This is a genomic window from Bacillus sp. KICET-1, from assembly GCF_027721405.1.
GTDB lineage: Bacteria > Bacillota > Bacilli > Bacillales > Bacillaceae > Bacillus > Bacillus velezensis.
Map to the genome: position 1 here is coordinate 373016 of NZ_CP113515.1, position 25856 is coordinate 398871.

Annotated in this window: 37 protein-coding genes and 7 tRNA genes; 4 read left to right on the forward strand and 40 right to left on the reverse strand. The window is 42.1% G+C overall.

What is annotated here, in order from left to right:
* Positions 1-3: 3 nt before the first annotated feature.
* The 18 genes from OVA33_RS01865 to xis all read right to left on the reverse strand — a co-directional run bounded on the left by OVA33_RS01865 (position 4) and on the right by xis (position 11144).
* Complete coding sequence (locus tag OVA33_RS01865; RefSeq protein WP_017418466.1) at positions 4-330, reverse strand: YddF family protein; 327 nt, start codon at positions 328-330, stop codon at positions 4-6.
* Positions 331-343: 13 nt separating this feature from the next.
* A complete protein-coding gene (locus OVA33_RS01870) occupies positions 344-2839 on the reverse strand; it encodes an ATP-binding protein (RefSeq protein ID WP_128974180.1) in 2496 nt (831 codons plus the stop codon).
* On the reverse strand, positions 2727-3251 hold the full coding sequence (locus OVA33_RS01875) for a conjugal transfer protein (protein WP_025649947.1): 525 nt from the start codon (positions 3249-3251) through the stop codon (positions 2727-2729). Before OVA33_RS01875 ends, OVA33_RS01870 begins: the two co-directional genes overlap by 113 nt.
* A gap of 11 nt (positions 3252-3262) precedes the next feature.
* Complete coding sequence (locus OVA33_RS01880; protein WP_025649948.1) at positions 3263-3511, reverse strand: hypothetical protein; 249 nt, start codon at positions 3509-3511, stop codon at positions 3263-3265.
* A gap of 15 nt (positions 3512-3526) precedes the next feature.
* Entirely contained in the window at positions 3527-4591 is a 1065-nt protein-coding gene (locus OVA33_RS01885) for a conjugal transfer protein (protein ID WP_025649949.1), read from the reverse strand.
* A gap of 12 nt (positions 4592-4603) precedes the next feature.
* Positions 4604-4897 carry a hypothetical protein gene (locus OVA33_RS01890; RefSeq protein WP_025649950.1) on the reverse strand — a complete coding sequence of 98 codons (294 nt, stop codon included), beginning with the start codon at positions 4895-4897 and terminating at the stop codon, positions 4604-4606.
* Between the two features lie 16 nt (positions 4898-4913).
* Positions 4914-5228, reverse strand: coding sequence for a hypothetical protein (locus OVA33_RS01895; protein WP_025649951.1), 315 nt, complete (start codon positions 5226-5228; stop codon positions 4914-4916).
* A 9-nt stretch (positions 5229-5237) separates the two neighbouring features.
* Positions 5238-5525 carry a hypothetical protein gene (locus OVA33_RS01900; RefSeq protein WP_025649952.1) on the reverse strand — a complete coding sequence of 96 codons (288 nt, stop codon included), beginning with the start codon at positions 5523-5525 and terminating at the stop codon, positions 5238-5240.
* A 21-nt stretch (positions 5526-5546) separates the two neighbouring features.
* The gene (locus OVA33_RS01905; RefSeq protein WP_025649953.1) at positions 5547-5801 is read right to left on the reverse strand and encodes a DUF3850 domain-containing protein; all 255 of its coding nucleotides are present in this window, start codon (positions 5799-5801) and stop codon (positions 5547-5549) included.
* 21 nt (positions 5802-5822) lie between these two features.
* Complete coding sequence (locus OVA33_RS01910) at positions 5823-6095, reverse strand: hypothetical protein (protein WP_017418458.1); 273 nt, start codon at positions 6093-6095, stop codon at positions 5823-5825.
* Positions 6096-6108: 13 nt separating this feature from the next.
* Positions 6109-6384 (reverse strand): hypothetical protein, encoded by a 276-nt coding sequence (locus tag OVA33_RS01915; RefSeq protein WP_106067991.1) that lies wholly within the window; start codon positions 6382-6384, stop codon positions 6109-6111.
* Positions 6385-6386: 2 nt separating this feature from the next.
* On the reverse strand, positions 6387-6623 hold the full coding sequence (locus OVA33_RS01920; protein WP_025649954.1) for a DUF3850 domain-containing protein: 237 nt from the start codon (positions 6621-6623) through the stop codon (positions 6387-6389).
* 275 nt (positions 6624-6898) lie between these two features.
* Positions 6899-7957 (reverse strand): replication initiation factor domain-containing protein, encoded by a 1059-nt coding sequence (locus OVA33_RS01925; protein WP_025649955.1) that lies wholly within the window; start codon positions 7955-7957, stop codon positions 6899-6901.
* Positions 7950-9392 (reverse strand): DNA translocase FtsK, encoded by a 1443-nt coding sequence (locus OVA33_RS01930; protein WP_128974204.1) that lies wholly within the window; start codon positions 9390-9392, stop codon positions 7950-7952. Before OVA33_RS01930 ends, OVA33_RS01925 begins: the two co-directional genes overlap by 8 nt.
* 252 nt (positions 9393-9644) lie before the next feature.
* Positions 9645-10025 carry a YdcP family protein gene (locus OVA33_RS01935; protein ID WP_025649957.1) on the reverse strand — a complete coding sequence of 127 codons (381 nt, stop codon included), beginning with the start codon at positions 10023-10025 and terminating at the stop codon, positions 9645-9647.
* Between the two features lie 360 nt (positions 10026-10385).
* A complete protein-coding gene (locus OVA33_RS01940; protein WP_045927024.1) occupies positions 10386-10646 on the reverse strand; it encodes a hypothetical protein in 261 nt (86 codons plus the stop codon).
* A 50-nt stretch (positions 10647-10696) separates the two neighbouring features.
* The gene (locus OVA33_RS01945) at positions 10697-10948 is read right to left on the reverse strand and encodes a hypothetical protein (protein WP_224443236.1); all 252 of its coding nucleotides are present in this window, start codon (positions 10946-10948) and stop codon (positions 10697-10699) included.
* Positions 10949-10952: 4 nt separating this feature from the next.
* Entirely contained in the window at positions 10953-11144 is a 192-nt protein-coding gene (gene xis, locus OVA33_RS01950; RefSeq protein ID WP_045927023.1) for an ICEBs1 excisionase, read from the reverse strand.
* A 280-nt stretch (positions 11145-11424) separates the two neighbouring features.
* On the opposite strand from xis, the gene OVA33_RS01955 reads away from it, so the two are divergent.
* The 3 genes from OVA33_RS01955 to OVA33_RS01965 are packed head-to-tail and all read left to right on the forward strand — an operon-like array spanning position 11425 to position 13454.
* Positions 11425-11817: a helix-turn-helix domain-containing protein gene (locus OVA33_RS01955; protein ID WP_025649960.1), complete on the forward strand. Its 393-nt coding sequence runs from the start codon at positions 11425-11427 to the stop codon at positions 11815-11817.
* Positions 11814-12335 carry an ImmA/IrrE family metallo-endopeptidase gene (locus tag OVA33_RS01960; RefSeq protein WP_025649961.1) on the forward strand — a complete coding sequence of 174 codons (522 nt, stop codon included), beginning with the start codon at positions 11814-11816 and terminating at the stop codon, positions 12333-12335. The genes OVA33_RS01955 and OVA33_RS01960 overlap by 4 nt, the downstream gene beginning before the upstream one ends.
* Before the next feature lie 12 nt (positions 12336-12347).
* Positions 12348-13454 carry a tyrosine-type recombinase/integrase gene (locus tag OVA33_RS01965; protein WP_025649962.1) on the forward strand — a complete coding sequence of 369 codons (1107 nt, stop codon included), beginning with the start codon at positions 12348-12350 and terminating at the stop codon, positions 13452-13454.
* An 85-nt stretch (positions 13455-13539) separates the two neighbouring features.
* On the opposite strand, the gene OVA33_RS01970 is transcribed toward OVA33_RS01965, so the two are convergent.
* The 8 genes from OVA33_RS01970 to OVA33_RS02005 form a co-directional block, all read right to left on the reverse strand.
* A tRNA-Leu gene (locus OVA33_RS01970) sits at positions 13540-13623 on the reverse strand.
* Positions 13624-13691: 68 nt separating this feature from the next.
* Positions 13692-13773, reverse strand: a tRNA-Leu gene (locus OVA33_RS01975).
* 8 nt (positions 13774-13781) lie between these two features.
* Positions 13782-13857 (reverse strand) — tRNA-Lys (locus tag OVA33_RS01980).
* Between the two features lie 33 nt (positions 13858-13890).
* Positions 13891-13965: transfer RNA gene (locus OVA33_RS01985), tRNA-Gln, on the reverse strand.
* A gap of 11 nt (positions 13966-13976) precedes the next feature.
* Positions 13977-14051: transfer RNA gene (locus OVA33_RS01990), tRNA-Glu, on the reverse strand.
* Positions 14052-14070: 19 nt separating this feature from the next.
* A tRNA-Ser gene (locus tag OVA33_RS01995) sits at positions 14071-14161 on the reverse strand.
* Positions 14162-14164: 3 nt separating this feature from the next.
* A tRNA-Asn gene (locus OVA33_RS02000) sits at positions 14165-14239 on the reverse strand.
* Positions 14240-14374: 135 nt separating this feature from the next.
* Complete coding sequence (locus tag OVA33_RS02005; RefSeq protein WP_053285489.1) at positions 14375-14824, reverse strand: SprT family protein; 450 nt, start codon at positions 14822-14824, stop codon at positions 14375-14377.
* 99 nt (positions 14825-14923) lie between these two features.
* On the opposite strand from OVA33_RS02005, the gene cmpA reads away from it, so the two are divergent.
* Complete coding sequence (cmpA, locus tag OVA33_RS02010; RefSeq protein WP_003156164.1) at positions 14924-15037, forward strand: cortex morphogenetic protein CmpA; 114 nt, start codon at positions 14924-14926, stop codon at positions 15035-15037.
* 9 nt (positions 15038-15046) lie between these two features.
* On the opposite strand, the gene OVA33_RS02015 is transcribed toward cmpA, so the two are convergent.
* The 14 genes from OVA33_RS02015 to acpS form a co-directional block, all read right to left on the reverse strand.
* Positions 15047-17206 (reverse strand): Tex family protein, encoded by a 2160-nt coding sequence (locus OVA33_RS02015; protein ID WP_110085353.1) that lies wholly within the window; start codon positions 17204-17206, stop codon positions 15047-15049.
* Between the two features lie 72 nt (positions 17207-17278).
* Positions 17279-17881 (reverse strand): phosphoserine phosphatase RsbX, encoded by a 603-nt coding sequence (locus OVA33_RS02020; RefSeq protein WP_007410234.1) that lies wholly within the window; start codon positions 17879-17881, stop codon positions 17279-17281.
* Positions 17881-18669 carry an RNA polymerase sigma factor SigB gene (sigB, locus tag OVA33_RS02025; protein WP_003156171.1) on the reverse strand — a complete coding sequence of 263 codons (789 nt, stop codon included), beginning with the start codon at positions 18667-18669 and terminating at the stop codon, positions 17881-17883. Before sigB ends, OVA33_RS02020 begins: the two co-directional genes overlap by 1 nt.
* Positions 18635-19117 carry an anti-sigma B factor RsbW gene (gene rsbW / locus OVA33_RS02030; protein WP_003156173.1) on the reverse strand — a complete coding sequence of 161 codons (483 nt, stop codon included), beginning with the start codon at positions 19115-19117 and terminating at the stop codon, positions 18635-18637. Before rsbW ends, sigB begins: the two co-directional genes overlap by 35 nt.
* Positions 19114-19443 carry an anti-sigma factor antagonist RsbV gene (rsbV, locus tag OVA33_RS02035; RefSeq protein ID WP_003156176.1) on the reverse strand — a complete coding sequence of 110 codons (330 nt, stop codon included), beginning with the start codon at positions 19441-19443 and terminating at the stop codon, positions 19114-19116. The genes rsbW and rsbV overlap by 4 nt, the downstream gene beginning before the upstream one ends.
* Before the next feature lie 63 nt (positions 19444-19506).
* Positions 19507-20514 carry a PP2C family protein-serine/threonine phosphatase gene (locus tag OVA33_RS02040; RefSeq protein ID WP_007410233.1) on the reverse strand — a complete coding sequence of 336 codons (1008 nt, stop codon included), beginning with the start codon at positions 20512-20514 and terminating at the stop codon, positions 19507-19509.
* An 11-nt stretch (positions 20515-20525) separates the two neighbouring features.
* Positions 20526-20927: an anti-sigma regulatory factor gene (locus OVA33_RS02045; RefSeq protein WP_017419223.1), complete on the reverse strand. Its 402-nt coding sequence runs from the start codon at positions 20925-20927 to the stop codon at positions 20526-20528.
* Positions 20928-20929: 2 nt separating this feature from the next.
* Positions 20930-21295 (reverse strand): RsbT antagonist protein RsbS, encoded by a 366-nt coding sequence (gene rsbS / locus OVA33_RS02050; RefSeq protein WP_007609584.1) that lies wholly within the window; start codon positions 21293-21295, stop codon positions 20930-20932.
* Between the two features lie 4 nt (positions 21296-21299).
* Positions 21300-22121: an STAS domain-containing protein gene (locus OVA33_RS02055; protein ID WP_003156182.1), complete on the reverse strand. Its 822-nt coding sequence runs from the start codon at positions 22119-22121 to the stop codon at positions 21300-21302.
* Positions 22122-22238: 117 nt separating this feature from the next.
* Positions 22239-22589 (reverse strand): type II toxin-antitoxin system endoribonuclease NdoA, encoded by a 351-nt coding sequence (gene ndoA / locus OVA33_RS02060; protein WP_003156187.1) that lies wholly within the window; start codon positions 22587-22589, stop codon positions 22239-22241.
* A gap of 5 nt (positions 22590-22594) precedes the next feature.
* Positions 22595-22876: a type II toxin-antitoxin system antitoxin EndoAI gene (gene endB / locus OVA33_RS02065; protein WP_003156188.1), complete on the reverse strand. Its 282-nt coding sequence runs from the start codon at positions 22874-22876 to the stop codon at positions 22595-22597.
* A 119-nt stretch (positions 22877-22995) separates the two neighbouring features.
* A complete protein-coding gene (gene alr, locus OVA33_RS02070; protein WP_065180972.1) occupies positions 22996-24165 on the reverse strand; it encodes an alanine racemase in 1170 nt (389 codons plus the stop codon).
* Between the two features lie 116 nt (positions 24166-24281).
* The gene (locus tag OVA33_RS02075) at positions 24282-25289 is read right to left on the reverse strand and encodes a LolA family protein (protein ID WP_007410230.1); all 1008 of its coding nucleotides are present in this window, start codon (positions 25287-25289) and stop codon (positions 24282-24284) included.
* A 164-nt stretch (positions 25290-25453) separates the two neighbouring features.
* The gene (gene acpS / locus OVA33_RS02080) at positions 25454-25819 is read right to left on the reverse strand and encodes a holo-ACP synthase (protein WP_007609580.1); all 366 of its coding nucleotides are present in this window, start codon (positions 25817-25819) and stop codon (positions 25454-25456) included.
* Between the last annotated feature and the right edge of the window lie 37 nt (positions 25820-25856).

Sequence of the window (25856 nt, forward strand, 5' to 3'; positions counted from 1 at the left end):
CTCCTAATCCAGCCTTGTCAGTAAATAAAACTGATAATTTGCATTCGCTAAATCCCTTTCGGTCAGCACCTTCCATTCAGGAAACCGATCATACAGTTTAAAACAAATTGCTTTTTGATACCTCATGTGCCTGAATATTTTACGATTATGCTCCACTCTAATTCCTAGCAGCGCTTGCATAAATAGAGCCGTCGACCTGTGCCCGATAAAGCTTTTATAACGCCAACCGTAACACCTCAGTACATCATGAACTTCTTGTATCGTAATTTTGTCAGCCTTATAACAGCCCGGGCTGGTCAAAACCAAAGAATTTAAGAGCGCAACCTCCATTTCTCCATCCCCTTTATAAATATTTTTCTTCGGCATATGCGACAGCTTTTTTCTCAACTGTTTTCAATGCGCCTTCCCATTCTTCAAACAGGCATTCAATTGATATTTTTGCAGTACGGCCATAATAATCTTTAAAGAGACATTGCCCCTGAAACATGGATTCCATCATTTTCAGATTTTCTTTTGTGACCTCCATGTTCATCCACTTCAACACGTCTTCACGTTCGTTCGGTTCATCAAAAGCGAAAGCAACACCAAAGTTACCGTTGTCCTCTTCTTTCAATGCGTCTTTTGTAGACTGTGAGATAAAATACTCAGCGTTATTATAAGAGCGACCTATACGCCGCATTTGACGTTCGACTTTTTTCCCTTGCTGAGAAGTGGTAAATATCCATGCTTCATCTATAAACTCAACTGTCTGTTCATCTGGATTCATTCCGAACAGCTCACAGAATTTACCGAGCGCAAACATAACCGCACTTGATTTTAATTGTGAGGTTGTATAGTTCTCTAATCGTTCAGAGTGCTCCGGCAAATCCATATTTTCAACTTCTAAAATCGTGATTCTTTCTTCTAGTGATAGAGCCGGGTTTGATCCATCATGAATACATAATTTCAGGATGGAGTCCGCCACAACTTCATTTAAATAATCGCCTGCTTTTCTCACGGCTTCCTCCGGATGATTCTGCATCTCCTTCACGATATGGAGAGAGCCAACTTGTTCCCCTTTTTGTTTCATCTCAATGACATTTGATGTCGCACGTAGAAACGCTGTATTCACATCGTCTTTTCCTTTAAAGTCATAAACTTGCTCAAAGATGACTTGAACGAGGTCTTTCGCTTTCATAGGTGGGAGGAAGGAAATCGGGTCTAATGCGCCCCAGTTTCCTTTGTCCTCATGATCTAACGTAATATAGTTGTATTTTTCTAAATGAGCGATATACAGAGGGAACCTTTCTCTGATCTCTTGATCGTTTAAAACTCGGCGTATCCATTTCCTCATTTCTTTTTTGGGGTCAATATAAAGCGCCTTAACGTTCAGCATGCTGATATAATTAAAAATCAATTTTGCGAGGTATGACTTTCCGTTCCCTGTGTCTCCTGTAATCAGACAGTGAGGTGAACGTGTCTTCGACCCTTTTAACTGTTGATTCGCTAAGAATGGATGAAATAAGACAAAATCACGACTTGATAGAATGGCGCTTTCTAAATCGGTGTGCTCAATGAAACGATCAACCCAAGCAAGAAAGAATCCTATTTTTGAACCTATATCAGAGTTAACAGCAAACAAACCTTCAGCCAGCCCATCTTGTGTTGTTTTTTGAATCCAGTTTTTATCCGTTATATCTAACTTTTCGCCGGGCAGCATCTTATAAAACAGTTTCAATTGATCCGCCACAGGAAGCCTGCATGTGATGCCCGCCCCTTTTAAATGACGCCTAACAATCGTAGCCTTTCGGGTACAGTCCTTTTTATCTTTGCCATGAACCACAATGACGGCCAGCCAATTCATCAAGTACACTTCTTCTTTTTTTATTTCATCTTGCAGATGCCGCACCATCGTCGCACTGGTCACAGTTGAAACGTCACTGCGGTCACCTGTGCTATGCTGTTCACGCTGTTCCTCTTTCAATTGTTGCTTCTTGATATTTAAGGCTGGTTTAGTGATAGACTTCGATTCTGTCTGTGCCTTGATCTGTACTTCTACTGGAAACGGAAGAGCCTGCGCTTCATAAAACAAATCACTTTCAGACATGTTGTGCAAAAATTCATCAACGACAACAAAAGAAGTGAAGCCTTCATCTTGATCACTATGGAGATGTAATACAGAAGGATTTGTAGGGTCAATAAGTGTATTCGTGATTGATCTGACGTTTCTAATCTCGCTTTCCTCTTCGATTCGATGCTTTAAGCCACGCACAAAATGATAACGATTCATGTACGTCATTTCCTGCTTCGTCAGCCGTTCGCCCCGAATGGACGCCATTACATTGGCTAATGTCTCTTCAACTTCTTCATACTTATAAAAAAAGGAGGTCGGAACATTTTGTTCCCACCCCAACATTTTGACGACTGTATCAGTCGCCGTATTGAACAATGACAATACATTGTCTTTCATTTCAACGCTGATGTTAACAAGGCTGTTTTTCAATTTAATGCCGAAGATAAAATCATACTTGGTAAGCCGCCCTAAACGTTGTTCCAAGAGTCTTACTGTTTCCTCATTGTAATAACGAGCCACATCCAAAGCATCTTCGGCAAGATCAGATTCTAAATCCTCAAATCGTTTTTCCAACTCATATTCACTTGGATACATCATTAAATGAAAGTCATCATATGAAGTAATTTCTTCGAATAAGTGTTTCCATTTTTGTTTGTAATTCTCGACCTTTTCTTTATTCTGCATTGGGATGGAACTGCTTTTTATGCGGTAATACGCCCAAACGTCTCCCGTTCTTGTCAACAACAGGTTGTTGTATATGGCTTTCATCGGTGTTCTTAATTTCATTCGATTTTCCCACCACCTCTACTAATTTTCGGAACTCAATTTGCTTTTCATTACTTAAATCCACCTTACGGTCATTACAAAACTTCTTTTCAGGAAGCTTAATCAGAAAATAGTATTTTGCAAAGTCAAAGAAATACAGATAGATGTTTTTTCCTTCCGGTTTAATTTTCGTTACAAGCATGGTTAACAATACCGGGGTACCAAAAATCACGATAAAGAATGTATTTTCAAAAGCGTGAGGGAAAATCATCCTCACGCCGTACCAAAAACCGAAGCATAGAGCCACAAAAATAAAGTAGTTGATTGCAGGTATCAACTCAATAGCAAACGGCAATGAAAAATTATCGGTAAGCTGTTGAATTTTTTTCGGCTCCCGCATTGCCTTCCGATAATTAAAAACTAGACGCCCCACAATATCACTCCTTACAATTTGTTCATGAGTGCGTCAACCCAGCCGGAGAACTGCGACCAGTGACGAATAGTCCATGTAACAGCACTTCCGAGAACACAAGCCGCCACAATTCCGCCTATTTTCAATTTCACGAAGTGCTTAGCAGCCAAAGCCACGACAACAATCACAATAAACTGCGAGACAATGTCCAAAACCCAGCCTTTAACCCCGCTAAGAGTAGGGAGGCCAGCCCCCATAATCAAATGGTTAAATAAATCCATTTTGTTTTCCCCTTTCTAATTGTGTTTTAATTCATTCACATAAAATTGACCGCTGTTCTCTGTTAATTCGAGCGTAAAGCTTTCATTGACAGGTATATCATTTTCTTTTTCTTTAAATTGGACAGCACAAATAACCTCGAAACCTTTTTTCGTCCCGAAGACCTTAGCGCTTTTCACTTCACCGAATACAAGGCTTCCTTGAAGCGCTTCCGGCTTTTTCATCATATACACCATTTCCTCTTGTTTTTCAGAAGCATATTTTTCAAAGAAAGATGTAAGAAATGACTCAATCGCTTCCTTTTTATCTCCTGCGTATTCATCCCTCGTTTCTTCCTTCTCTGAAGCTGATACATTGCCCTTTAAATCGTATATCTCAGTGAAGTATGGGACAGCAGAGACGGCGAATGCATCGCCTTTATTGACTACAGGAATATTTAGCAGCACTTGTTTTTCAGCTTTTTCATTTTCTGTGACTTTCTCTTTCACTTTCTTTTCCTTTTTCCCATCCTTCACTTTTTTCTCAACTTCTTTTTCTACCGGAAAGAGATTCGTATATGTCACTTTGTACTGAAAAAGCTTCCCTTTATCACCTTCTTTCACGTTATACAAGCTGTAATCATTTAGCTGACGATCTCCCTTAAAGCCATCCATATCGAAGCGATCGCCTTCATCAAAGCTTGTTTGTGTCTGTTTCACCATGTAACTCTCAAGATTCTTTTTTCTTTCGTCGATGGCGTCTTGATTGTTTTTCACGTTGATATATTCATTGATGAAGCCTGACAAGAAATTTTCAGCCGCCGTTGTAGACATATTCTGTTTTTCGCTATCAGCAGGCTTACTGGATTGATTCCTTAAGTCATTTACAGTAGATCGAGTGTTAACAGACAACAAAACAGATAGGAGACAAAAGAGAAGTAACGCTCCTACACACGTCCACAACGTCCCTGCGACCAATCGGGTACGATCTCGCGGTACTTTTGTATTTGTTTTCTCAGGCCGACGGACTTGTTTTATTTTTTGGAAAGCAGCCTTAAAAAGTGATTCTTCTTTTTTCTCGTTTTCATTTTCCTTTTGAAGCATCTTTTCACCCCTTTAAACTGTGCCTTTTTCAATTTGCTTTGTACTTTCCAAGAATGATAAAAAGGATGCTACACGATGTACCACCCTTTTTATGCCTTGATTCTCTATATAAACTTTTACACTTGTCATTCGTCCATCCGGCAAATACCTCGTTTTATAAAAGGTGTATCTGTACTCAGAAAAACCTTTGACCCTTTGACCTTCCACAACCAACATACAATCTCTGCTTAGACTTCTTACAAAAACCAGCGACGGGATGCCTACATTAAACCCCAAGCTTCTGAATTGATCGTCAACAGCAGACACACAACCACTCCTTCTATCATCGTCCTCCATTCTTCAAGTAGGTTGCTTCATAATCTTTTCTAACAACATATGGGTCATACATAACAAATTCCACAAAAACCTCACCATACTCACTTTCACCCTCATATTCTTCCATGACTCGAAAATGAAAGTACAAATTCGCCACCATTTCGCCGCCATCATCCTTGCGAACATGAACAATAATCATCTGTTCATAGCCGGAAGAGATTTCATCACTCAGCCTTTCTAAAACATCGTCTAAAAGATGACCATTTAGGTGCCGTTCTAATGTATCTATAAGAGTGGACTCATTGACAATTTTATATTTCATAAATCCTCCTCATTTTGGAGAGCTATCATACGATCTCAATATTTCAAACTCAACATCAACTTCCTCTATTTCTTCCTCTTCATCTTCACTTTCAGGAATGAAGAAGACAGCAGACACAAAACGTTTAAAATCATCCTTTAAGGGATGCTCAGATTCAAGCAAAATCCTTTGACCCTTCTCATAATAAGGGACTAATTCATTCAACCTTTCAATGAATTCCTCAGCCAATTTCAATAAACCGATCTTTTCTAACTCACTTTCTAAATATGCTCGATTGAGAAGATTAAAGCTATTCATCTTTATTCCTCCTTATTGAAATTATTTAAATAGATCGCTGTTATTTTCTCCTTCCTTCATTTTTTCGATCTTTAATACTATAAGACCAGGTGTCAATGACTGACGCCTATCTAAAACAAGGACTTCTATGACTCGCTTCGTACACTCGCCCTTCCATTCATGAAGGCACAAAACATCTTTGGCCTTATAAATATTTTCGCTGACTGTAACCTCAGCAGCCCCTTTAGAAATAGCTTCAAACTCTTCCGGAAGTATCTTTAAATGATGAACGATCACGAAAGAACACATCCCTTCACTTTACTGCGCAACTGGTTTTGAATAGCCAATAGCTTCAAAATGAACATCTTTTTCGTGCTGCTCTTCTAATTCATCTTCTTCGACAATCGAAAACACTGCATATACCTTTTGGTAAAAACCATTCACCTCAGCAGTCACCTGAACAATAAATGATTCTTCATAAGAAGAGACTTCTTTCATTTGTTCAACAATTTCATCAAACAAATTTAAATGACCAATTGACTCTAATTCCCTTTCCAGCAAAGCCGGATTAAGGAGATTAACGCCATTCATATTTATTCCTCCCTTAACGTTCTCTTAGAAAAGCGCCTACGCATAATGAAAAACCCCATAAAAAAACAAAGGTAAAATAAAATACCTTTGCAAACGCATCAGAAGAAACATTTTCGGAAATTTGCCCCAGCAAACCAACAATCCCTGCCACAGAAAGAGAAATAATAAACATCGCATTTTCTGTCCACTGATAACGGTCCGCCAGATATTGAAGCTTGGGATATAACAAAAAGAATAAAAAACCGCTGCCAAGCAAACTCACAATTACGAAAAATATTGAATGTAACATATTCATCCCTTAATTCTTTCGATACCAAGAACTACATACCCGGGACGCTGTTTGTAATCGGTAATATATATAATTTGCGCTTCTAATTTTCGACCTGTAAATCCATCCATCCATTCATGAAGCACAAGCGTATCTCCGACCACATAGAACCTGTCGTTTTTTCTAATTTCAAATTTCTTTACGTCTTTCCAAACAGCCTCATAATACTCTGGATATATCTTAAGATGATGCACTACCATGACAGCACACCTTTCTTGTTTAATATCATGGGTTTCACCCAAACCCACCAACGGAAGCCCGTTGGATCGCTAATAATCTATCCCCCTATTCCCCCGAATCATCGGGGGACTCCCTCGCCGGTAGGCAGGAACAAACGGTTGTTTGTTCAATGCCAAGAGGGTTTTGGTTGCGCTGAATATGTCAACTCCTTATCCTCACTTCGTTCCGGTACCGTTGACACATACGTTTAATCGCATCACCTGTGTTTAAGAGCGATAGCAATCTATTTAAAATGCTAAACGACCATGTCCCTCACTTCAGCAAGAAACACATCCAGCATCTTTTCTTGTTTCTCTGACAGCTCGGCTTCCATAATCATGTCCGAGAGGTCATTACGTCCCAAGTGTTGGTCAGCTTCCAGCACCATTTTCATGGTGGGGGAACATGAGTTTTTCAGCCAATTCCGTGTTTTCTGGTAAAAGTCTCTTTGCGGCTTCATGTACAGTTTCAGTTTCCCTACATCGCCTATAAATTCAGACCAAAAAAGGCTCGTTTTCCAATGCTCCCGAGTGACTTCCTCGTCAGCATCAACGAACCTTACATAATTATTAATGATCTGCATGGCGACTAATGTTAAGTCTTTCGTTTTCATCAAAGCATCAATTGCGGCTTGCGCTCGTTCACTTTTTAAGCGCAATTCATAGCGATTCCAATCGCCTAATTCTTCTAACGGGATATTGTATTTTTCAGCTTGTTCATAATTTTTCTCATAAAAGCAGAGGTACGCTTCTGATTTTTTTGAGCCGAAATAAATTGTCGTTCCGCCTGTTACACCATCCGATAAATCGAATGAGCCATTGAAATCAGATTTCCTAAACCGTGAAATACATTCGCCCTTTTGGGCTTTTTTCAACAATTCCGGGATTGAAAAGTATGTTTTTTTATCGTCAATTGCCAGATCAAGACGAGTAAATGACCCACCATGCTGTATACAGTCTTGAAAGAAATCAAACCATGTTTTCTTCCGGCAATCTAAGAACGACTCAAATTGTCGACAGCCTTGACCCGATAACTCGACCAGAATACCTCTATTATCTCCGGGCGGAGAGTAAAAAACCTTTATGAAGTCCAGTTCAAACGTTCCGACATATCCGTAAAAACCGTTTGGCTTTTCTGTCATGAAATCTTTGTTCAAGTGAAGAATGTTCTCGATAATGTGATCAACATCATGCGTTTTGAAAGTCACACGAATGTAGTCAACCATTGATGTTAAAGGCTTTTCAGCGTTTTCTTCTTTTTCTTTTACGATTACTACCCCCCTGTTAGCGTGGGGGGGTTTTTGTAGTTCACTCACTCGCTTCGCTCCTTCGCTCACCGCTGGCCGTCTGGTCGCTTACGCTGCCGCTGGCGACTGCCGTCGCCTGCGCTCCCGTGACTCCAACCAGCGATTCTTTAATAGATGACATGAAATCATACCCCTTCGGTACAATCGGACTGTAAAACTCTAAAACTGATCCTGTGCCAACATTGGCATAACCTCGCCCTGTCACTTTTTTATTCACAAACGCTTTGTCAACATCACCAAACATCATTCCGTACCCTGTATCAGACATCAAGCCTAACGACACACGGAAACTAAACTGATCTCGTATCCCGTCCGCTAGATATTTTGCATCCGGGCGCTGTGCCCCTAAAACAAGAAAATAACCAGCTTGCCGTCCCAACATAACCAATTGTTTCATGTAGGATAAAGCATCATTCCTCTCTTTCATGTCCAGCAAATCCATGAACGCCACGTATTCATCGAAGAAGATAAATACAGGTTTCAACCCTAAATAGGCATAGTTTTCACCCGTCTTGTAATTGGGCATTTTCTTCATTTCATCCATTCGCTCCATCATGCCATCAACCGACTTCCTCAGACACATAAGAATGCCATTTTTCTGCGAATAGACTCTTTTCGGCAGCACCTCTTCCAAGTCGGCTAAATCGGCATTTTTCGGGTCTAAGATTTTCACATCTGCCCCAAGCCCTACACACGCTTTTATGATCGTTAACATGAAATAGGTTTTCCCTCCGCCTGTACCGCCGGAGATCAGCATATGCGGCAACTTATCAAACTTCCATGACACATGTTTCATTAATGGCAAAACACCATCTTTCGCCACTGCGTCATCTATTGAAATACGGTTTTTCTTCACATCATAAAGCAGTTTGAAGCAGACAAAGCCTTCTTCCATTTCTTTATCCACCAGGTCACAAAATAAGCCGTTTTCTAAATCCTTTCCCAAGTCTAGGAAGCGATTCTGAAAACGGCTCATATCCATAGCTATACGGATATAAATGTGATTGTCTTTGACTTGATAATACATTCTTGGAAAGTAAGTGATTTTTTCTTTAGTAGCCGTGTCATTCGAAAACAGTTTTTTCACCTGAACGCTTTCCTTTTCATAAAACTTATTCGAAAAAATCATCCTCGCAATTTTTTGCCTGTGGTACAGCTTTTTATACGCATCATAAAACAAAAAATAAGCTAGGACAGCACACGCCGCCACAGCCAAGAGAGAGAACAGTACACTCTTGATTATCAGAGGTACATTCCACTCAAAATGTTTTACAGTTTTCATAACGTCCAGATGGAGCAACTGATCTTTCCAGAAGATGAACATGGACAACAAAAAAACAGGCACAAAAATAATTGCGCCTGCCAATTTCAAATTATTTCTCATGTAAGGACGAATACGTTTGCCCCTATACTTCCAAAACCTTTTATTAAAGAAATCACTAATATTAATCATCAGAATTCATACCCTGATGTTTTTTCTCTACAGGAGTGACAATACGTTTCCCATACATATCCCCTCGGGACTTCTTCCCGAAAATACTCTACAGCATTGTCTTCATCACAACGATGACATTCACCAAGTTCAATCGTAGGGATAATGACATTTTCAAGGTACACAGATTTTACAGTCTTCACTTTGCCATTTACCTCCGTTTCCTGAAACATCATTACTACTTAGCTATAACCCATCAATAGACTATTTCTTATCATTCCCGCCAGTTGTAGTAGCAGGTTTTACAGAAGAACCGCCTTTCACAACAATATCATCAGCTTCAAGTTTCCACATTACATTGGCAAAAGTTGAATCCCTTTGACTGGTTGCCATAGCGCTAATTTTTGGGTTTTTCAACTCAATTTCAGCAAAAGCAGGGATTTCTTTTGCTCCAGCATACTCAGGAATAGTTACCTCAATTTGACCACCTTGAACAGCACTAGCAATGTTATAAATTCGCGATTCCAGTACATCAGTACGCTTATTGTTTTCTCGATCATATACGTATCTTTCTCTGTTAAGTCCCATGTATCTCATTTCCCCAAAAGTCATATTGATGTCCGGTACGATAAAATTTAAATTCATTTTTTTACATCTCCATTCCGTTATTTTTATTCGGTTATTTAAATTTCAATTTTATATTCACAGATTCGCTCCGGTACTGTCTCCATCGTGGCGCTTGTCAGTCGCTAACGGAAAAATCCTTCATGGCGACCTAGTAGGCTATTTATAGCCATCAGGCTGATTACAGCCATGCCGCACGCTTATTCTAGCCTGCTACAGCATTTAAAGTGATTGCTGTTCATCACTCAAATACTCACGCATGACTTTTCATCAAAAATGCCCTATAATAAAATTGTTGAGGTTTTATTGCGGGCGTTCTTGATGGTAATCATCAAGGCGCTTTCTTTGTCTGTATGTAGTTTTCAAAGAGCAAAATCCTTTCTAATGACATTTTTCGTACAATTCATCATTGTACAAGACGAACACTCGGTTATCTTTCTTGCCCGTTGGCTCAACCGACCATATGCACCACCAATGCCACCCTTTAAGCTGTTTTGATACTTCTACATTGGCTAAATCATAAGTTGGCGCTTCCACTACATAAGATTCAGAAATTGCATAATCAGCAAAATGTTCAAAATTCTTGTCAGCTTCTAAGGCTTCAATATCCATAACAATCGTTGCATTCACCTTTACTTTCATCGCATTCCCCCTTTCAGTTTTTCTAACAATACCGATAGTGGTATATGACTTCACACTATACGTTTTTGTTGAAGTGCAGAAAGGTCTTTTCTGCCGATACCGTAATTTTTACAAATCCGGCGATATGAAACGCCTTTTTTAAGCAGCTCCTGAATGTTATTCTTTGAAAGTGGCTTACTCAAAAGATGTTTTACAATGACTTGATTTAGCGCCAGTTTCATTCTCACCGACCAATGCCCCTCCATCTGTCTAGCTAGTGGTACAGCATCCCTCATGAATGAATTTGTTTGCCTTAAACTCATATTATCAACCCGTTTTACTTTTATTACTTTCATAAAAGTAACGTTTCTCAAATATCTGTTTATTAACTCTTCCCCTAATGACCTTATAACCTTCTCTTAACATTTCAGCATTCAGTTGACGAATAATTTCATATGATTTCGCTTGTTTAACCCCTAGAATATCTTGAATATCCTTAGCAGTTAAAAACTGTTTCATATATTTTCTCCTTCCTTAATCAACTTTTCGTGGTTAATTTCATTATAAATCAACGTTTCGTGTACGTCAACACAAAAATCAACTGTTTGTGTATTTTTTATGCGCCATCTGTAAATAATAACGATTTAGTTAACGTTAAGTTGATTTGTATAACCAGAATAAAACAACGTAAAGTTGATGTCAATATTAAAAGTAAACTTTTCGTTAACTAAAATGAAAAAATCCACACATAGTGGTATTATTCTTTTCATAATCAACTTTTCGTGGAGTGAAAAACATTATGACATTAGGTCAAAGATTAAAAATATGTAGAGAAAACTTAGGTTGGAATCAACAACAAGCTGCTAATAAAATTGGAATATCCAAAAACACATTATCTAATTATGAAAGAGATTACAGAGACCCCGATACTTCTACTTTGAAAAAGATCAGTGACGTTTACAATGTAACAACAGATTATTTATTAGGAAAAGAACAGGTGAACCAAAACAAAGAATCTAATGACAATAATCTGCTGAACAAAACAATTAACGAAGCCATCCAGGAATTAAAGGATGAAGATACACTCCTTTTTATGAATAACGGTGAATTCGATGAAGAAACTGCTTTATTAATTAAGAAAGCATTAAAAAACGGAATTAAATTCATAGACGAGTTAAAAAAGAAAGAGTGATTATCATTTATACAAGTAGAAGAATAAAACATAAATCGTTAGCTGTAATAAAAGAATATGGCACAAATAACGTTTATCAAATATGTGAATCTTTGGGTATTTACATCTTAAAAAATAATCTAGGACAAGCAAATGGATTTCTTCAATTTGATGAACCCACAAATCAATATCTAATTCATATCAATGAAAATTTAAAATACGAACACTTTGTAATTGCCCACGAGTTAGGGCATTATTACCTACACAAAAATCTCAATACTTTTAAGATTCTGAACTGTTCAAGTGCCCTGAAAGATAAACTCGAACATCAAGCAAATCTTTTTGCCTCAGAACTGTTACTCACAGACAGAATGATTCATGATGCCATCCCCATCATTAGAGAATTCACTCAAGAGCAAGTGGCGTCTTATTTTGAAGTGCCTTTATCTGCGGTTGTCGATTATAAATTCGCGCAGCCCGGTAACACCCTGAACAGTGTATTCAATTTCTGTAATAACCAGCTTAAAGCGTTTGGGTAAGGAGAGATAGTAATGCCGATCAAAAAAACAAAGAGTGGAAAATATAAAGTAGATGTAAGTTTAGGTAATGATCCTATAACTGGAAAAAGAATAAGAAAAAGACCAACTGCCCCCACAAAAAAGGATGCCCTTACATTAGAGGCCAACTTTAGAAGTAAACACGCATCAAAAGACTGGATAAGAAATAAAAAAATCAGTTTTCCAGAATTAATAGAGTTGTACTTAGATGAATGTAAAACTTCAAGTAAACCGGGTTATCATAGTGTACAGTTATACACAATCAACAAACATATACGAGATTATTTTGAACATGCAGATATCAAAAGAATTACACACAATGAGATCATTGAATTCAGAAAACATCTTATTGAAAAAAAATTGAGTAACAAGTCAGTAAATAACCTTTTAGCTACTTTGAGCCAATTATTTGAAAAAGCAATAAATGAAGATGTGATAAAAGAAAACCCTTGTGGCAAAGTTAAGAGATTACCTCTAAACCATAAAAAAATGAAGTTTTGGAGACCTGAAGAATTCAAAAAATTTATTAGTTTCATACCTGACGATCAACTATTGTTTAAAACATTTTATACAACAGCTTACCTGACAGGATTAAGATGCGGCGAAATGTTAGCTTTGCAATGGAACGATATAGACCCCTACATAATGGAACTGGATATTCGAAAGTCAGCCACTCTTATAAAAGGTGAATTTATTGTTACTAAACCAAAAACAAGGAATGGCTTCCGGCGTATAAGTATAAACCAAAAATTATTACAGCTATTAGAACATTGGAAACGACACCAAAAAGAATTATTCAAATCATTAATGATTCCTCATTCAGAAAACACTTATGTATTTCAATATAAGGATACACCATCATCAAAGGATATTTTCAGCCGAAAGATAAAATATTTTTGCAGAGACACCGACCTAGAACCAATCAGATTACATGATTTTCGACACTCACATGTTGCTCTTTTAATAAATCAAGGTGAAGACTACATCACAATAAAAGAACGTCTAGGTCACGCTTCAGTGAAAACAACTATTGACGTATATGGCCATTTATATCCTAACAAACAGAAAGAAATGGCTGACAAATTAGATGACTTACTATAAGTTAGTGGACACTTTTGGTCACAAAACACATATTTTTAAAAGAAATAAAAAATACCAAGGGCGTCTAAACCCTTGGTATCATTGATGCGGCCGAGAGGACTTGAACCTCCACGGGTTATTCACCCACTAGGCCCTCAACCTAGCGCGTCTGCCATTCCGCCACGACCGCGTGCTATGAAGCTGTCTTTCCACTAAGCATATAAGCTAGTGATGATGATCAGCACTTTGAAAAGAAAGTGCGGGTGAAGGGACTCGAACCCCCACGTCGTAAGACACTAGATCCTAAGTCTAGCGCGTCTGCCAATTCCGCCACACCCGCGTGACAAGTGGTGAGCCATGAAGGACTCGAACCTTCGACCCTCTGATTAAAAGTCAGATGCTCTACCAACTGAGCTAATGGCTCGCTCTAAAAGTGATTCAAAATTTTTAAATAAAATGGCTGGGCTAGCTGGATTCGAACCAACGCATGACGGAGTCAAAGTCCGTTGCCTTACCGCTTGGCTATAGCCCAACGAAGGTAAATGGTGACCCGTACGGGATTCGAACCCGTGTTACCGCCGTGAAAGGGCGGTGTCTTAACCGCTTGACCAACGGGCCGTCTGGTTGAGAACTTATCTGGCGGAGAAGGAGGGATTTGAACCCTCGCGCCGCTTACGCGACCTACACCCTTAGCAGGGGCGCCTCTTCAGCCACTTGAGTACTTCTCCATATGGCTCCACAGGCAGGATTCGAACCTGCGACCGATCGGTTAACAGCCGATAGCTCTACCACTGAGCTACTGTGGAATAATCAGACTTTCTTAATTATAAATGATGCGACATATTGTGTCAAGAAGCAACATTTATTTTTTTGAGAAAGTGTCGTTGTCTCTCAACGACTTTTATAATTTAACATAGAACATTAAAATGAGTCAAGCCTTTTTAAAAAATTCTTTTGATTTTTCCTCTGCACTTTCCGCAGGCATATCTTTCCGGGTTCATTGCCCGCTTCTTTATATACTGTTGGCCGCAAGCCGCGCATCTATACATATATGTTTTCTTTTGTGTCTTTTTGGTTTGCAGCGGCGTGCAGAATCTCGGCGCTCCGACTTTCTGAAGCAGGTCTCTGAAGTCTTTGTCTCTGTGCTTGTACCCTTTTCCCTCAAGATGAAGATGATAATGGCACAGCTCGTGTTTGATGATTCCTATCAGCTCGCTCTGCCCGTGTTCGATCAGATATTTGCGGTTTAATTCGATGTTATGGGAAGACAGCATGTACCGGCCGCCTGTCGTTTTCAGCCGGTCATTGAAGAAGGCTCTGTGACGGAACGGCTTTCCGAAATCTTGTGCAGAGATGTCTTCCGTCAGCTTTTGAAGTTGTTCGTTATCCATAAGTGCACCCCGCTTTAAAAACATTGAACGGGACAATTCACCGTTCGCATACAATGAGTTAAAACCGACCTCTAACTAAAAGCTGAGGAGGAATGAGCCATGCCGAATTGGCTGATGAAACAAATGCAAAAAGCGTTTTTAGAAAAGGATAATTACCAAATCAAACTGCTGAATCAGTGCTGGTATTTCTACAGAAAAAAACACTGCTCGTAAGCAGTGCTTTTATTTTACCATAGACAGCGACACTCTGCCTTTTTGCACGTCCACCCCTTCGACCCATACGGTGACGATGTCTCCGACCGATACGACGTCGAGAGGATGTTTGACGAATTGATTGCTCAGTTTTGAAATGTGCACAAGCCCGTCCTGTTTGACGCCGATATCGACGAAAGCGCCGAAGTCTACAACGTTGCGGACGGTGCCCTGCAATTCCATTCCTTCCTTTAAATCCTCAAGCTGCAGAACGTCTTTTTTCAGCAAAGGCTTCGGCACTTCGTCACGAGGATCTCGCTCCGGCCTTGTCAGCTGCCCGCAAATATCCGTAAGTGTAATTTCCCCTATACCGAGCTCTTCAGCCGTTTCAGACAGCGGCAGTGCGCTTATTTTCTCTTTTACGTCCGCGCTTCCGATCTGATTCGCAGTGAGCTGCAGTTTTTTGAGCAGCGCCTTTGTCTCTTTATAGCTTTCCGGGTGTATCCCGGTGCGGTCGAGCGGCTCCGGTCCTCCGGGCACTCTCAAAAAGCCGATGCACTGTTCATATGTTTTTGCGCCGAGACGCGGGATTTCTTTCAGCTCTTTGCGGTTTGTGAATTTGCCGAGCTCTTCCCTTTTTTTAACGATATTGCCGGCAACGGTTTTGGATAACCCGGCTACATATTGAAGCAGCGCGGCTGATGCTGTATTGACATTCACCCCGACTTGGTTGACGACGGTCTCTACGACAAAACGGAGAGATTCGTTTAAATGCTTTTGGCTCACATCATGCTGGTATTGCCCGACGCCGACGGATTTAGGATCAATTTTTACAAGCTCGGCCAGCGGGTCCTGCAATCTCCGCGCGATGGAGACGGCGCTGCGCTCTTCGACCTGAAAATCCGGAAATTCTTCACGGGCGATTTCTGACGCGGAATACACGCTTGCTCCGGCCTCATTGACGATGACATAATAAATGTCCCGCTCTGTTTCTTTCAGCACATCAACGACGAATTGCTCTGTCTCCCGTGATGCCGTGCCGTTTCCGATCGCCACAACCTCGACTTCGTACCGGTCCAGCAATTCTTTGATTTTTTTCCGGGCTTCCGCTGTCTTTTTTACGGGAGCGTGCGGGTAAATGACGTCGATTTTCAGCACTTTTCCCGTCTCATCAACAACTGCCAGTTTGCACCCCGTACGGAAGGCCGGATCGACGCCGAGCACAACTTTCCCCTTCATCGGCGGCTGCAGCAGGAGCTTACGCAGGTTTTCAGCGAAAATATGAATCGCCTGCGCGTCTGCTTTTTCTGACAGCTCTTTGCGGATATCGCGCTCAATAGCCGGCTGGATCAGACGTTTGTAACTGTCCTCAATGGCTTCTTTCAGCGTTTCTTTCACAGGCGTTTCACGGCGTTTGATGATTTGCTTTTCTAAATAAGTTTTTATCTGATCGGCGGGCGGTTCGATCGCAATCTTTAAAATGCCTTCTTTTTCACCGCGGTTCATCGCAAGCACTCTGTGAGGAACGACCTTTTGGATCGGCTCTTCGTACTCGTAGTACATTTCATAGACGTTTTTCTCGTCATCTGCGGCTGACTTGCCTGCCGCGGAAGTGAGAATTCCTTTTTTATACGTTTCCTGGCGGATCCACTTTCTGAAATGAGGATCATCCGAGATTTGCTCGGCTATGATGTGCTTCGCGCCTTCAATGGCTTCCTCTCTTGAAGCGACTTCTTTTTCTGCACTGATATATTGATCAGCGATGTCGTGAAGGCGGTTTTCTTTCGGGAGAGAAAGAATATAGTCCGCAAGCGGTTCAAGGCCTTTGCTTTTGGCGACGGTGGCTTTTGTTTTCCGTTTTTGTTTGAAGGGACGGTATAAATCTTCGACTTCCTGAAGCTTGACCGCTTGTTCGATTTTTTGCTTCAGCCCTTCCGTCAGCTTGTCCTGCTCTGAGATCAATCTGATGACTTCTTCTTTCCGCTGCGTCAGGTTTTGTATGTATTGCCACCGCTCGGAAATTGCCTGAATCTGCACCTCGTCCATTGAGCCGGTCTGCTCTTTTCGGTACCGCGCAATAAACGGGACGGTATTGCCGTCTTCCAGCAGGCGGATGACACTTTCGACATGTTTTTGGGATAACGCTGTTTCTTCAGCGATTTGTTTTTTCAAAAGGGCTAACGTTTCCATATCACAAAAGCCTCCATCTCTTCATTCTTTCTCTAGTGTATCAAAAAACGGCGGAACATAAAAAAAGCAGCCTTACGATAAAAGCTGCCCTAGAATATAGGTCAAATCATCACGTCTGGATGTTGTGTACGGATGAAGTGATTTTGATATATCTTCTATTGAGTGTCCCTGCTTTAAGCAGGTGCGGATATGCGGGACCTCAAGCCCATCCGTGTAGATGATGAACCTCGCCCCTTTTTCGTATGATGACGTATACGTTTTGTATCTTTGCGGTTTGCCTGAGAGGTAACCCGAAATCGGCAGCGGATGAAAGACTTCGCCTGATGGGGAGTGCAGGAAGAAACGGACGTTGCCGATCGAGCAGTATGTCAATTCCCTTTTGATGAAATTGATTTTTAAGATGGAGGCAGTCGCCCCTCTTTTGTTTTTCATCGCTTGATTGCAGCGCTCAATGATGCTTTCCACATCCTCATCCGCATACGTTTCCACGATATCTTTAATGGCTGACGAGGATTCGTTGGCAAGAGATCCGCTGCCGAGACCGTCCGCTACCGCGCAAACTAATTCTTCTTCATTCGCCTTCATAAAAAAGCTGTCGCCGCATATGGACTTGCCTTCTTTATTTAATTGGTATACGAGAGTTTGAACATGTTCATTTTCTTCAACCTGAATCATTACATTAGCTCCATGGAGGGATCTCCAATCAAGGCCTCTCTCAGTTTTTTCACCGCTTTCCGCTGCAGGCGCGAGACGTGCATTTGAGATATTCCGAGAATGTCCCCTGTTTCTTTTTGGCTTTTATTTTGCACAAATGTTAGATCGATAATCTGTTTTTCGCGGTCGGACAGCACATGAAGCACGCTTTTGATCATCATCTGCTGGTTGACGCGTTCGTATCCTTCCTCCTGCGACCCGACGATATCTAAAATCGTGACGGTGCTTCCGTCCGCATCCGCTTCGATGCTGTGATCGACAGAAAGCGCCTGATAGCTTTTTCCCATCTCCATCGTTTCAAGCACTTCCTCTTCTGACACATCGAGAAAGGCTGCGATTTCTTCGACTTTCGGCGACCGCTGCGTCTCTGTCGTCAGCTGATCCACCGCCATTTTAATGCGCGGCCCGAGTTCTTTAATCCGTCTCGGGACGTGTACGCTCCATGTTTTATCCCTGAGGAAGCGTTTGATCTCGCCGATGATGGTCGGAATCGCAAATGCTTCAAAGGATTTGCCGACCTCGGGATCATACCGTTTAATGGCTCCGAGAAGTCCGATCATCCCGACCTGGCGGAGGTCTTCGTGAAAGCTTTTTCCTTTTGAATATTTCTTTGCCAGCATTTCGACGAGATTGGTATACACCTCGACGAGTGTTTCCTGGGCTTCTTTATTATCATGTGTTTGAAAGTCGCGTATGAGCCGATCAACTTCATCTTTAGTTAGTTTCGTAGTTTTTGATGGTTGTGCCATGATCAACTCGCTCCCCATTTAAATACTTTGTCATCGCCACGGTTACGCCAGAGTTGCTTTGAACTTTGACTTCATCCATGAGCGTTTCCATTAAATACAGACCGAGCCCTCCTTCTGACAATTGATCGACTGTGTGCGAAGGTGTGTACGGCCCGAGATCCTGCTGCTTCTGATCAAAATCAAAGCTGTCTCCCTGATCGGCGACAATGACCTCCAGCCGATCCTCAAACACACCGAACCGCACGGATACTTCTCCCTTATTTTCATCTTTGTATGCATGCTGGACAGCGTTTGTACAAGCTTCGCTGACAGCGATTTTTAAATCTTCAATGTCATCATAGGTATAGCCCATTCTGCTTGCGACCCCTGATAACGTAAGCCTGACGATTCCTACATATTCCGGTTCGGCCGGAATTTTCATCTCTATATAATCAACTGATGTACTCATTGCACGCCACCTTCTGACTTTGCCGAAATGTCGATGATGTCCTTAAGCCCCGTAATTTCAAACAGACGGACGAGCCGGTCGGAAAGATTCTCAAGCTTCAGAGAGCCGCCTTCCTTGCTCACCGTTTTAAACACGCCTACAAAAACGCCTAAACCCGTACTGTCCATATAGTTTACATCTTTTAAGCAGATTCTCATGTCCTTCCCCTCGTTTGCCAGGGGCATCAGCTTTTCACGAACCACCGGAGCTGAGTATACATCGATTTCTCCAGCGATATTGATTTGTATATCTGAAAGATTCTCCTTCATATCTACCGTTAAATTCATCGTATCACCTCTGAAAGTTATCCTTACTCGTGCTAATGGCTTTTTACCCGTGCTGCTGTTTTTTTAAACCTTTCTTTTCAAAACAATTAACGTAAAATCGTCATGAAGCTGAAAGTCCTGAAGTCTCAGCAGGCTGTCGTAAATATTTTTGACCATATCCTGCGCGGAGCAATCCATATGTTCTTCCAGCATGCGCTGAATGTCGCTGCGTTCTAAGAAACCGTTTTCGGTGCGGCATTCGGTGACGCCGTCAGAAAAAAGAACGATCATGTCTCCTTCGTCCATGTGCTGTTCATATTGGCTGTAATCAAAATCCTGGGAAATTCCCAGCACCAATCCTTTTGCCTCCAGATCATAAAACTTTTTTTCTTTTTCAGAGTAGTAGAAGCCCGGTTCATGCCCCGCAGAAGCATATGTAAATTGGTGATTTTTCGTATTGTAGTTTGCGTAAAACATGGTGATAAACATGCTTGAGTCCACGTTCTGTTCTACAACGCGGTTAAGATTTTTCAGCACTTGGGAGGGGTGAATGCCGATCTCCGGAAGAGAGTCCATGGCATACTTGATCATCGACATGCACAATGCGGCGGGTATTCCTTTTCCGATGACATCGGCTATCGCGATGTTAATCGATTCCTTGTCTTTGACAAAGTGATAATAATCCCCGCTCATCTGTTTGGCGGGGACGCTGATTGCCCCGATATCCAGATCTTCTTCTTCAGGAATTTTTGTGCCAAGCAGCGTCTGCTGAACATTTGCGGCAATTTCAATTTCTGAACGAAGCTCCTGCTGGATATCTCTCAGACTTTGATGTTCCTGATAAGCCATCCCGTAGCCAATCATGACTTCTATTAAAAAATCCAGCGAATGAAAAACATCTTCCGGCAGATCCGGATACAGTTCCTTTACTACTTTTCGGTGGATGCTGATGATCTCCTCCGGAGGAACCTGATGTTCAATCGTTTTTCGGCTGAATTTTTGGGCTTGATATAAAGATGTTTCTGTTAATTCGGCTATATATCGGCTAAGCAGCTGATGATACCGCTGCTCTATAACCTCCCTGAAATCCACGTTCTAACCTCCTACCGAAGCCATTTCACGGTTTGAATCTCTGTTCCTTCCTCTGCAACAGATTGCAGGCTGAATTCGTCCATCAGCCTTTTGACGCCCGGAAGTCCCGCTCCCAGTCCGCCTGACGTTGAAAAGCCGTCTTCCATCACTTTACGGATGTCGGGGATTCCGGGTCCTTTGTCTTCTGCTATAATTTTAAGGCCTTTTTTCCCTCTGTCGTTTACTTGTTCTATGCTGACCTGGCCCTTGCCTGCATATAAGTAAATGTTTCTGGCCAATTCTGAGATAGCCGTCGTGATTCTGGCCTGGTCCACCGTGCCGAAGCCTAATTCCTTCGCAACGTTGCGGCCAAGCTGTCTGGCGGCTACGATATCCCATTCTGTCATGATTTTCACACAGGATTGGTCGTTCATCGCTATTCCCCCAATTCCCGCTTCAATGTCTCAAGCCCTTGCTCTAAATCGAGCGCCGTTTCGATTTCCTCAAGTGAGATTCCGAGTTCAATCAATGTGACCGCCACAGCCGGCTGAATTCCCGTCAATACGACATTTGCACCCATCAATTTAGACATGGTGATGACATCGCCGAGCACTTTCGCGATAAATGAATCGATCATGTCAACGGATGTCAGGTCAATGACGACCCCGTTTGCGCCGGTTTCATAGATTTTGTTCAGCAGATCTTCTTGAAAATGCAAAGCTGTCTGGTCGTCAAGTTCCCATTGGATGGATACCAATAAGCAGTTATACAGTTTCAGGATCGGGATTTTTGGATGTCTCACAATGTTATTCCCCCAATGAAACGATTTTTCGATTTGTCATTTCAAGCGCTGTTTGAATTCCTTTTTGAAGGGTATTCTTCGTAATAACCTGCGACAAATCAATTCCCAGATTAACGATCGTCTGCGCGATTTCCGGACGGATTCCGACGAGCAGACATTTCGCGCCGACAAGCCGCACCGCTTCTGATGCCTGAATAATATGGTGCGCCACCATCGTATCAACGACCGGCACGCCCGTAATATCAATTAATACAACCTGTGAACGGTGCTTTACGACGCCGTTTAACAGATTTTCCATAATATGCTTTGCACGCTCCGTATCAATCGTCCCGACAAGCGGCATGACCGTTACATGCTCAAATACCGGGATCAGCGGAGCCGACAATTCCTGAAGCGCGATTTTTTGCAAAGTAACCGTTTTTTCCCAGGAGATAGAATACTGATTTAAAATTTCCGTGTTGATCGGATTGAAAAAGCTGTCTATTTCCAAAATCAAATCTGCTCTGTCCTGATCGGCCATATTAAGGTCGACCATCGTTTCGTAAAGCAGTTTCCAAAACTCTGACAGGGTGGCTGAAAGAAGTTTCAGCGACAGGCCGAGCTGAACGGCGCGCAGTGCGAGTTCACTGATCTGCTCTTCCGTAGCCTCGTCATTTTTTGTCGATAATAAAAGAATGTCTATATAGTCTTTACAAATATTTTCACATATGTGATTCGTAAGCTGATAGTCTTCCTGATTGCCTACTTCTTTTAGTTTGGCTGTCCAAGTATCAAGCAGTTCATCATGCTGATCAATAATGAACTGATACACTTTCTGATTCGACATGGGTTTCACTGACCTCCCGACACAAAACAACAAATTTTGTTTGATTATCTCTTTATTATAGCGCTTATGTTTTTCGAAAACAAAAAAAGTTGCTCTATATGAGCAACCAAAATATGACTAAAAATCAATGAGTGCCAAACTGATTTGCAGGGCTTCATCAACCTTATCCATCATTTCATCATCCAGATGAGTTATTTTATCCGTTAATCTTTGCTTGTCAATCGTCCGAATTTGCTCCAGCAAAATAACGGAATCTCTTTCAAAACCGTAGCGTTTTGCATCAATTTCGACGTGGGTTGGTAATTTCGCTTTCTGTATTTGGGCTGTTATGGCTGCAACAATAGCAGTCGGGCTAAAGCGATTTCCGATATCATTTTGGATCACTAAAACCGGGCGTACGCCGCCTTGCTCTGAGCCAACAACAGGAGATAAATCAGCAAAATAAACATCGCCGCGCTTTACAATCAAAATGATTATCCTCCGCTGACTAAGCGCTCAACGGTCGTTTCTGCTTCGCACTCAGCATAGTGAGCCTCAGAAGAGATATTCAAGTTGATTTTCGCCATTTCCATATACCCGCGTCTCATCAAATCACGGTTATGGCGAGTTGTCCGTTCGCTGACATACGCTCTCACTGCTTGTGATATCAGTTCGTTTCTGCTTCGTTTCTCCCGCATCGCTACACCATCCAATTCAGCTACTAAGTTTTCGGGCAAGCTGATTTTCATTTCGGTTCTTGCGCTGGATTCAGACAAAAAACATACACCTCCACCAAACTTACGGATACGACCAATTCATCCATCCAGACATAATGATACCATTATTCAAACGTCAAGCAAAGCTGTTTTATAAATTCTCTTTTTCCGGATGACGGCTACTTGTTTGTATTATCTTGCAGTAAAGGATTTCTTACTTCCATTATACTCTCATTTTCCAAAAACATACGGGGAACGCGGGAACTAATGGTACAAGGGACCTCGTAATTAATCGTCCCAAGCCGCCCTGCGATTTCATCCATCGTGATCGTTTCTCCCTTCTGGCTGCCGATCAGGGTGACTTTGGTGCCCGGCGGATAAGAGTGATCTAATTCGACCATCAATTGATCCATGCAGATTCTTCCCGCGATGTTCATCCGTTTGCCGCCGATCAGCACAGACGTGCCGCTCAGCTTGCGGAGCCACCCGTCTGCATAGCCGATGGGAACCGTTCCGATCCATTGATCCTTCTCTGCCGTATATGTTGCGCCGTAGCTGACGCTTTCCCCTTTGCGGATCTTTTTCACATGGGATAACACAGAGTGCAGCGCAAAAGCCGGCTTTAATTGAAACGGAATTTCGCTTTGGATGTCAGCAGAAGGACGAAGCCCGTACATACTGATGCCGAAACGAACCGCGTTAAAGAAGCCTTTTTTAAGGCGAAGTCCGGCAGCGCTGTTCGCGCAGTGCACCATCAATTCTTTTAAAGGAAGCGGAGCGATTAATTTTTTAAAGCGGTCAAACTGGAAGAGGAAATAATCTCTGTTTTTCTCATCCGCGGTAGCAAAATGGGTGAATACGCCTTTACAGACTAAACCGGGATTTTGGCTGAGGATTTTTAACACGCTTTGGATTTCTTCCTCCGTTTTGACTCCGAGTCTGTTCATGCCGGTGTCGACTTTCAGGTGGAACGGCACTGTTGCACTTCCGAGGTGGCGCGCGGCTTCCTGAAGCCATTCAACAGAATATCCCGTGAGTGTTACGTCATACTCGGCAGCTGCTTGTACATATTCGGGCGGCACGGCGCCAAGCACGAGAATCGGCGCTGTAATGCCCCGTTTTCTCAATGAAATCGCTTCATCCAGTATGGCTACGGCAAGACAAGAGGCACCCGCTTCAAGCGCGGCTTTCCCAACTTCCAAATCTCCGTGGCCGTAAGCGTTCGCCTTTACAACCGCCATGAGATGGACGTTTTGCCCGATGTGTTTTTTCATATGCGTGACATTTTCTTTAATCGCGGACAGGTTGATTTCCGCCCACGTTTCTCTGTAAAAGGATGCTGTGTTCATTCGATACACTTCCTAGCATTATTTTCAATTCATATTTTTATTATCATACTAAAATTATTCTGTAAAGTGAAATGGAATCAAAAAAGAGACCGACAGCGGCGGCCTCTTTTTTGACGTTATTTTGACGACTGTCCCTGCATGCTTTTGGCGGCGGCCACCATTTCATCTTTTGTCAGATCCTGTGATGACAGAAGATAATCCACTCCGTCATATGTCCACGTTAAAGACGTATCAGATAATGCGGCCACCGTGAAGCCGAGATTAACCGGTTCGCCTTTCAGCGTGACGGCAGAGGCGGCTTTTGCGATATGGGCTTTTTCTTGAATAAGGGTGAATGATTTTTCTCCGCCGTAAGTCATGACGATCCGTTTGCCGTCCGCCGTTGAAATATCTTTCTCTTCAAGCTTTTTGACGCCGGCCGGCACTTGAAGCGGTGTTTTGACCGCAAATGAATCAGACGGCTTGGCGCTTGTGGCGACGTCCATCTGGGAAAGCGTCATATTTTTCTTCTCGTCAAAAGAGTCTTTATCAAACGGCTTGTTGAATTCAAAGCTTTTGAATTCGACTTTTACCATCACTTTCCGGTCTGTATCCATAACTTTAACGAGCGACGGGCTCATGTCCTTTTTGTTGAAAGTGATTTCCTGAGTCGGCAGCATTTTGTTGTGCTGATAGTTTGTTTTTGTTTCAAACGTGTACTTTTTATCTTTGGCGGAATAGACGGCGTCTTTGTCATGCTGCACGTCCTTTACAAGTGACTCAAACAAATATACTTGGCTGCTGTTATTCGGCCAGTCGCTTTGGAATCTGAAGCTCTTATTTAAAGACGGCGTGAGGACAAAGACTCCGTTGGCGTTCCGTAAAATGACTTGGTTTTGGTCTTTTTTCGGATTTTCCAGATAGACCCGGTACAGGGAAGGTTTTTTATGCCAGATTTCCACATTGTATACTTGCGGATCACTCCCCGTTTCAATGGTCATTTTGGCTTTCGCTTTATACGAGGTGTATTCTTTCGCCTTCTTATCTAAACCGTTCACGATATCTTCCTGTGACTTTTGGCCGCAGGCCGAAAGAATAAGGACGGCAAGCAGTCCCGTTAAAAGCAAAACAAAGCTTTTTCTCACCTTTTTTCAACCCCTTCTTCTCAATTGATGTAAAGGGAAGAAATCGCTTGTTTGACTTTAACGGTACGCCCTGAACGGACGGACGCGTACCATAAAAGCCTCAAACAACTTGTCTCCCTTAATGCACTATCAAATATATGAAGGGGTTTCGGCTAATATGCAGACTAGCGTGACAACCTTTCAATCACGACCTGTGCCGCGGCGTATTCTTTTGTATGGGTAATGGAGACGTGAACCGCCGCGCCGTCAAGCTTGGCGCAGGCCAGCACAGGCTTTCCCGCCGTGTCGTTTCCGGTTTCAATATCCTGAAAGCTGAGCTCTTTGCCGATACCTGTGCCGTATGCTTTCGAAAAGGCTTCTTTTGCCGCAAATCTTCCCGCGAGAAATTCAATTTTCCTTTTATCCGACAGCAATGTAAAACGGGCGTATTCAGCCTCCGTCAATATTCTTTGCGGAAACCTCGCCTGCCGGCTGAGCATGTTTTCAATTCTGTGCAGTTCAACGATGTCGATTCCGATTCCGAAAATCATGTGAATTCCTCCTAAAAGTCCGTACTAAAAAACGGTT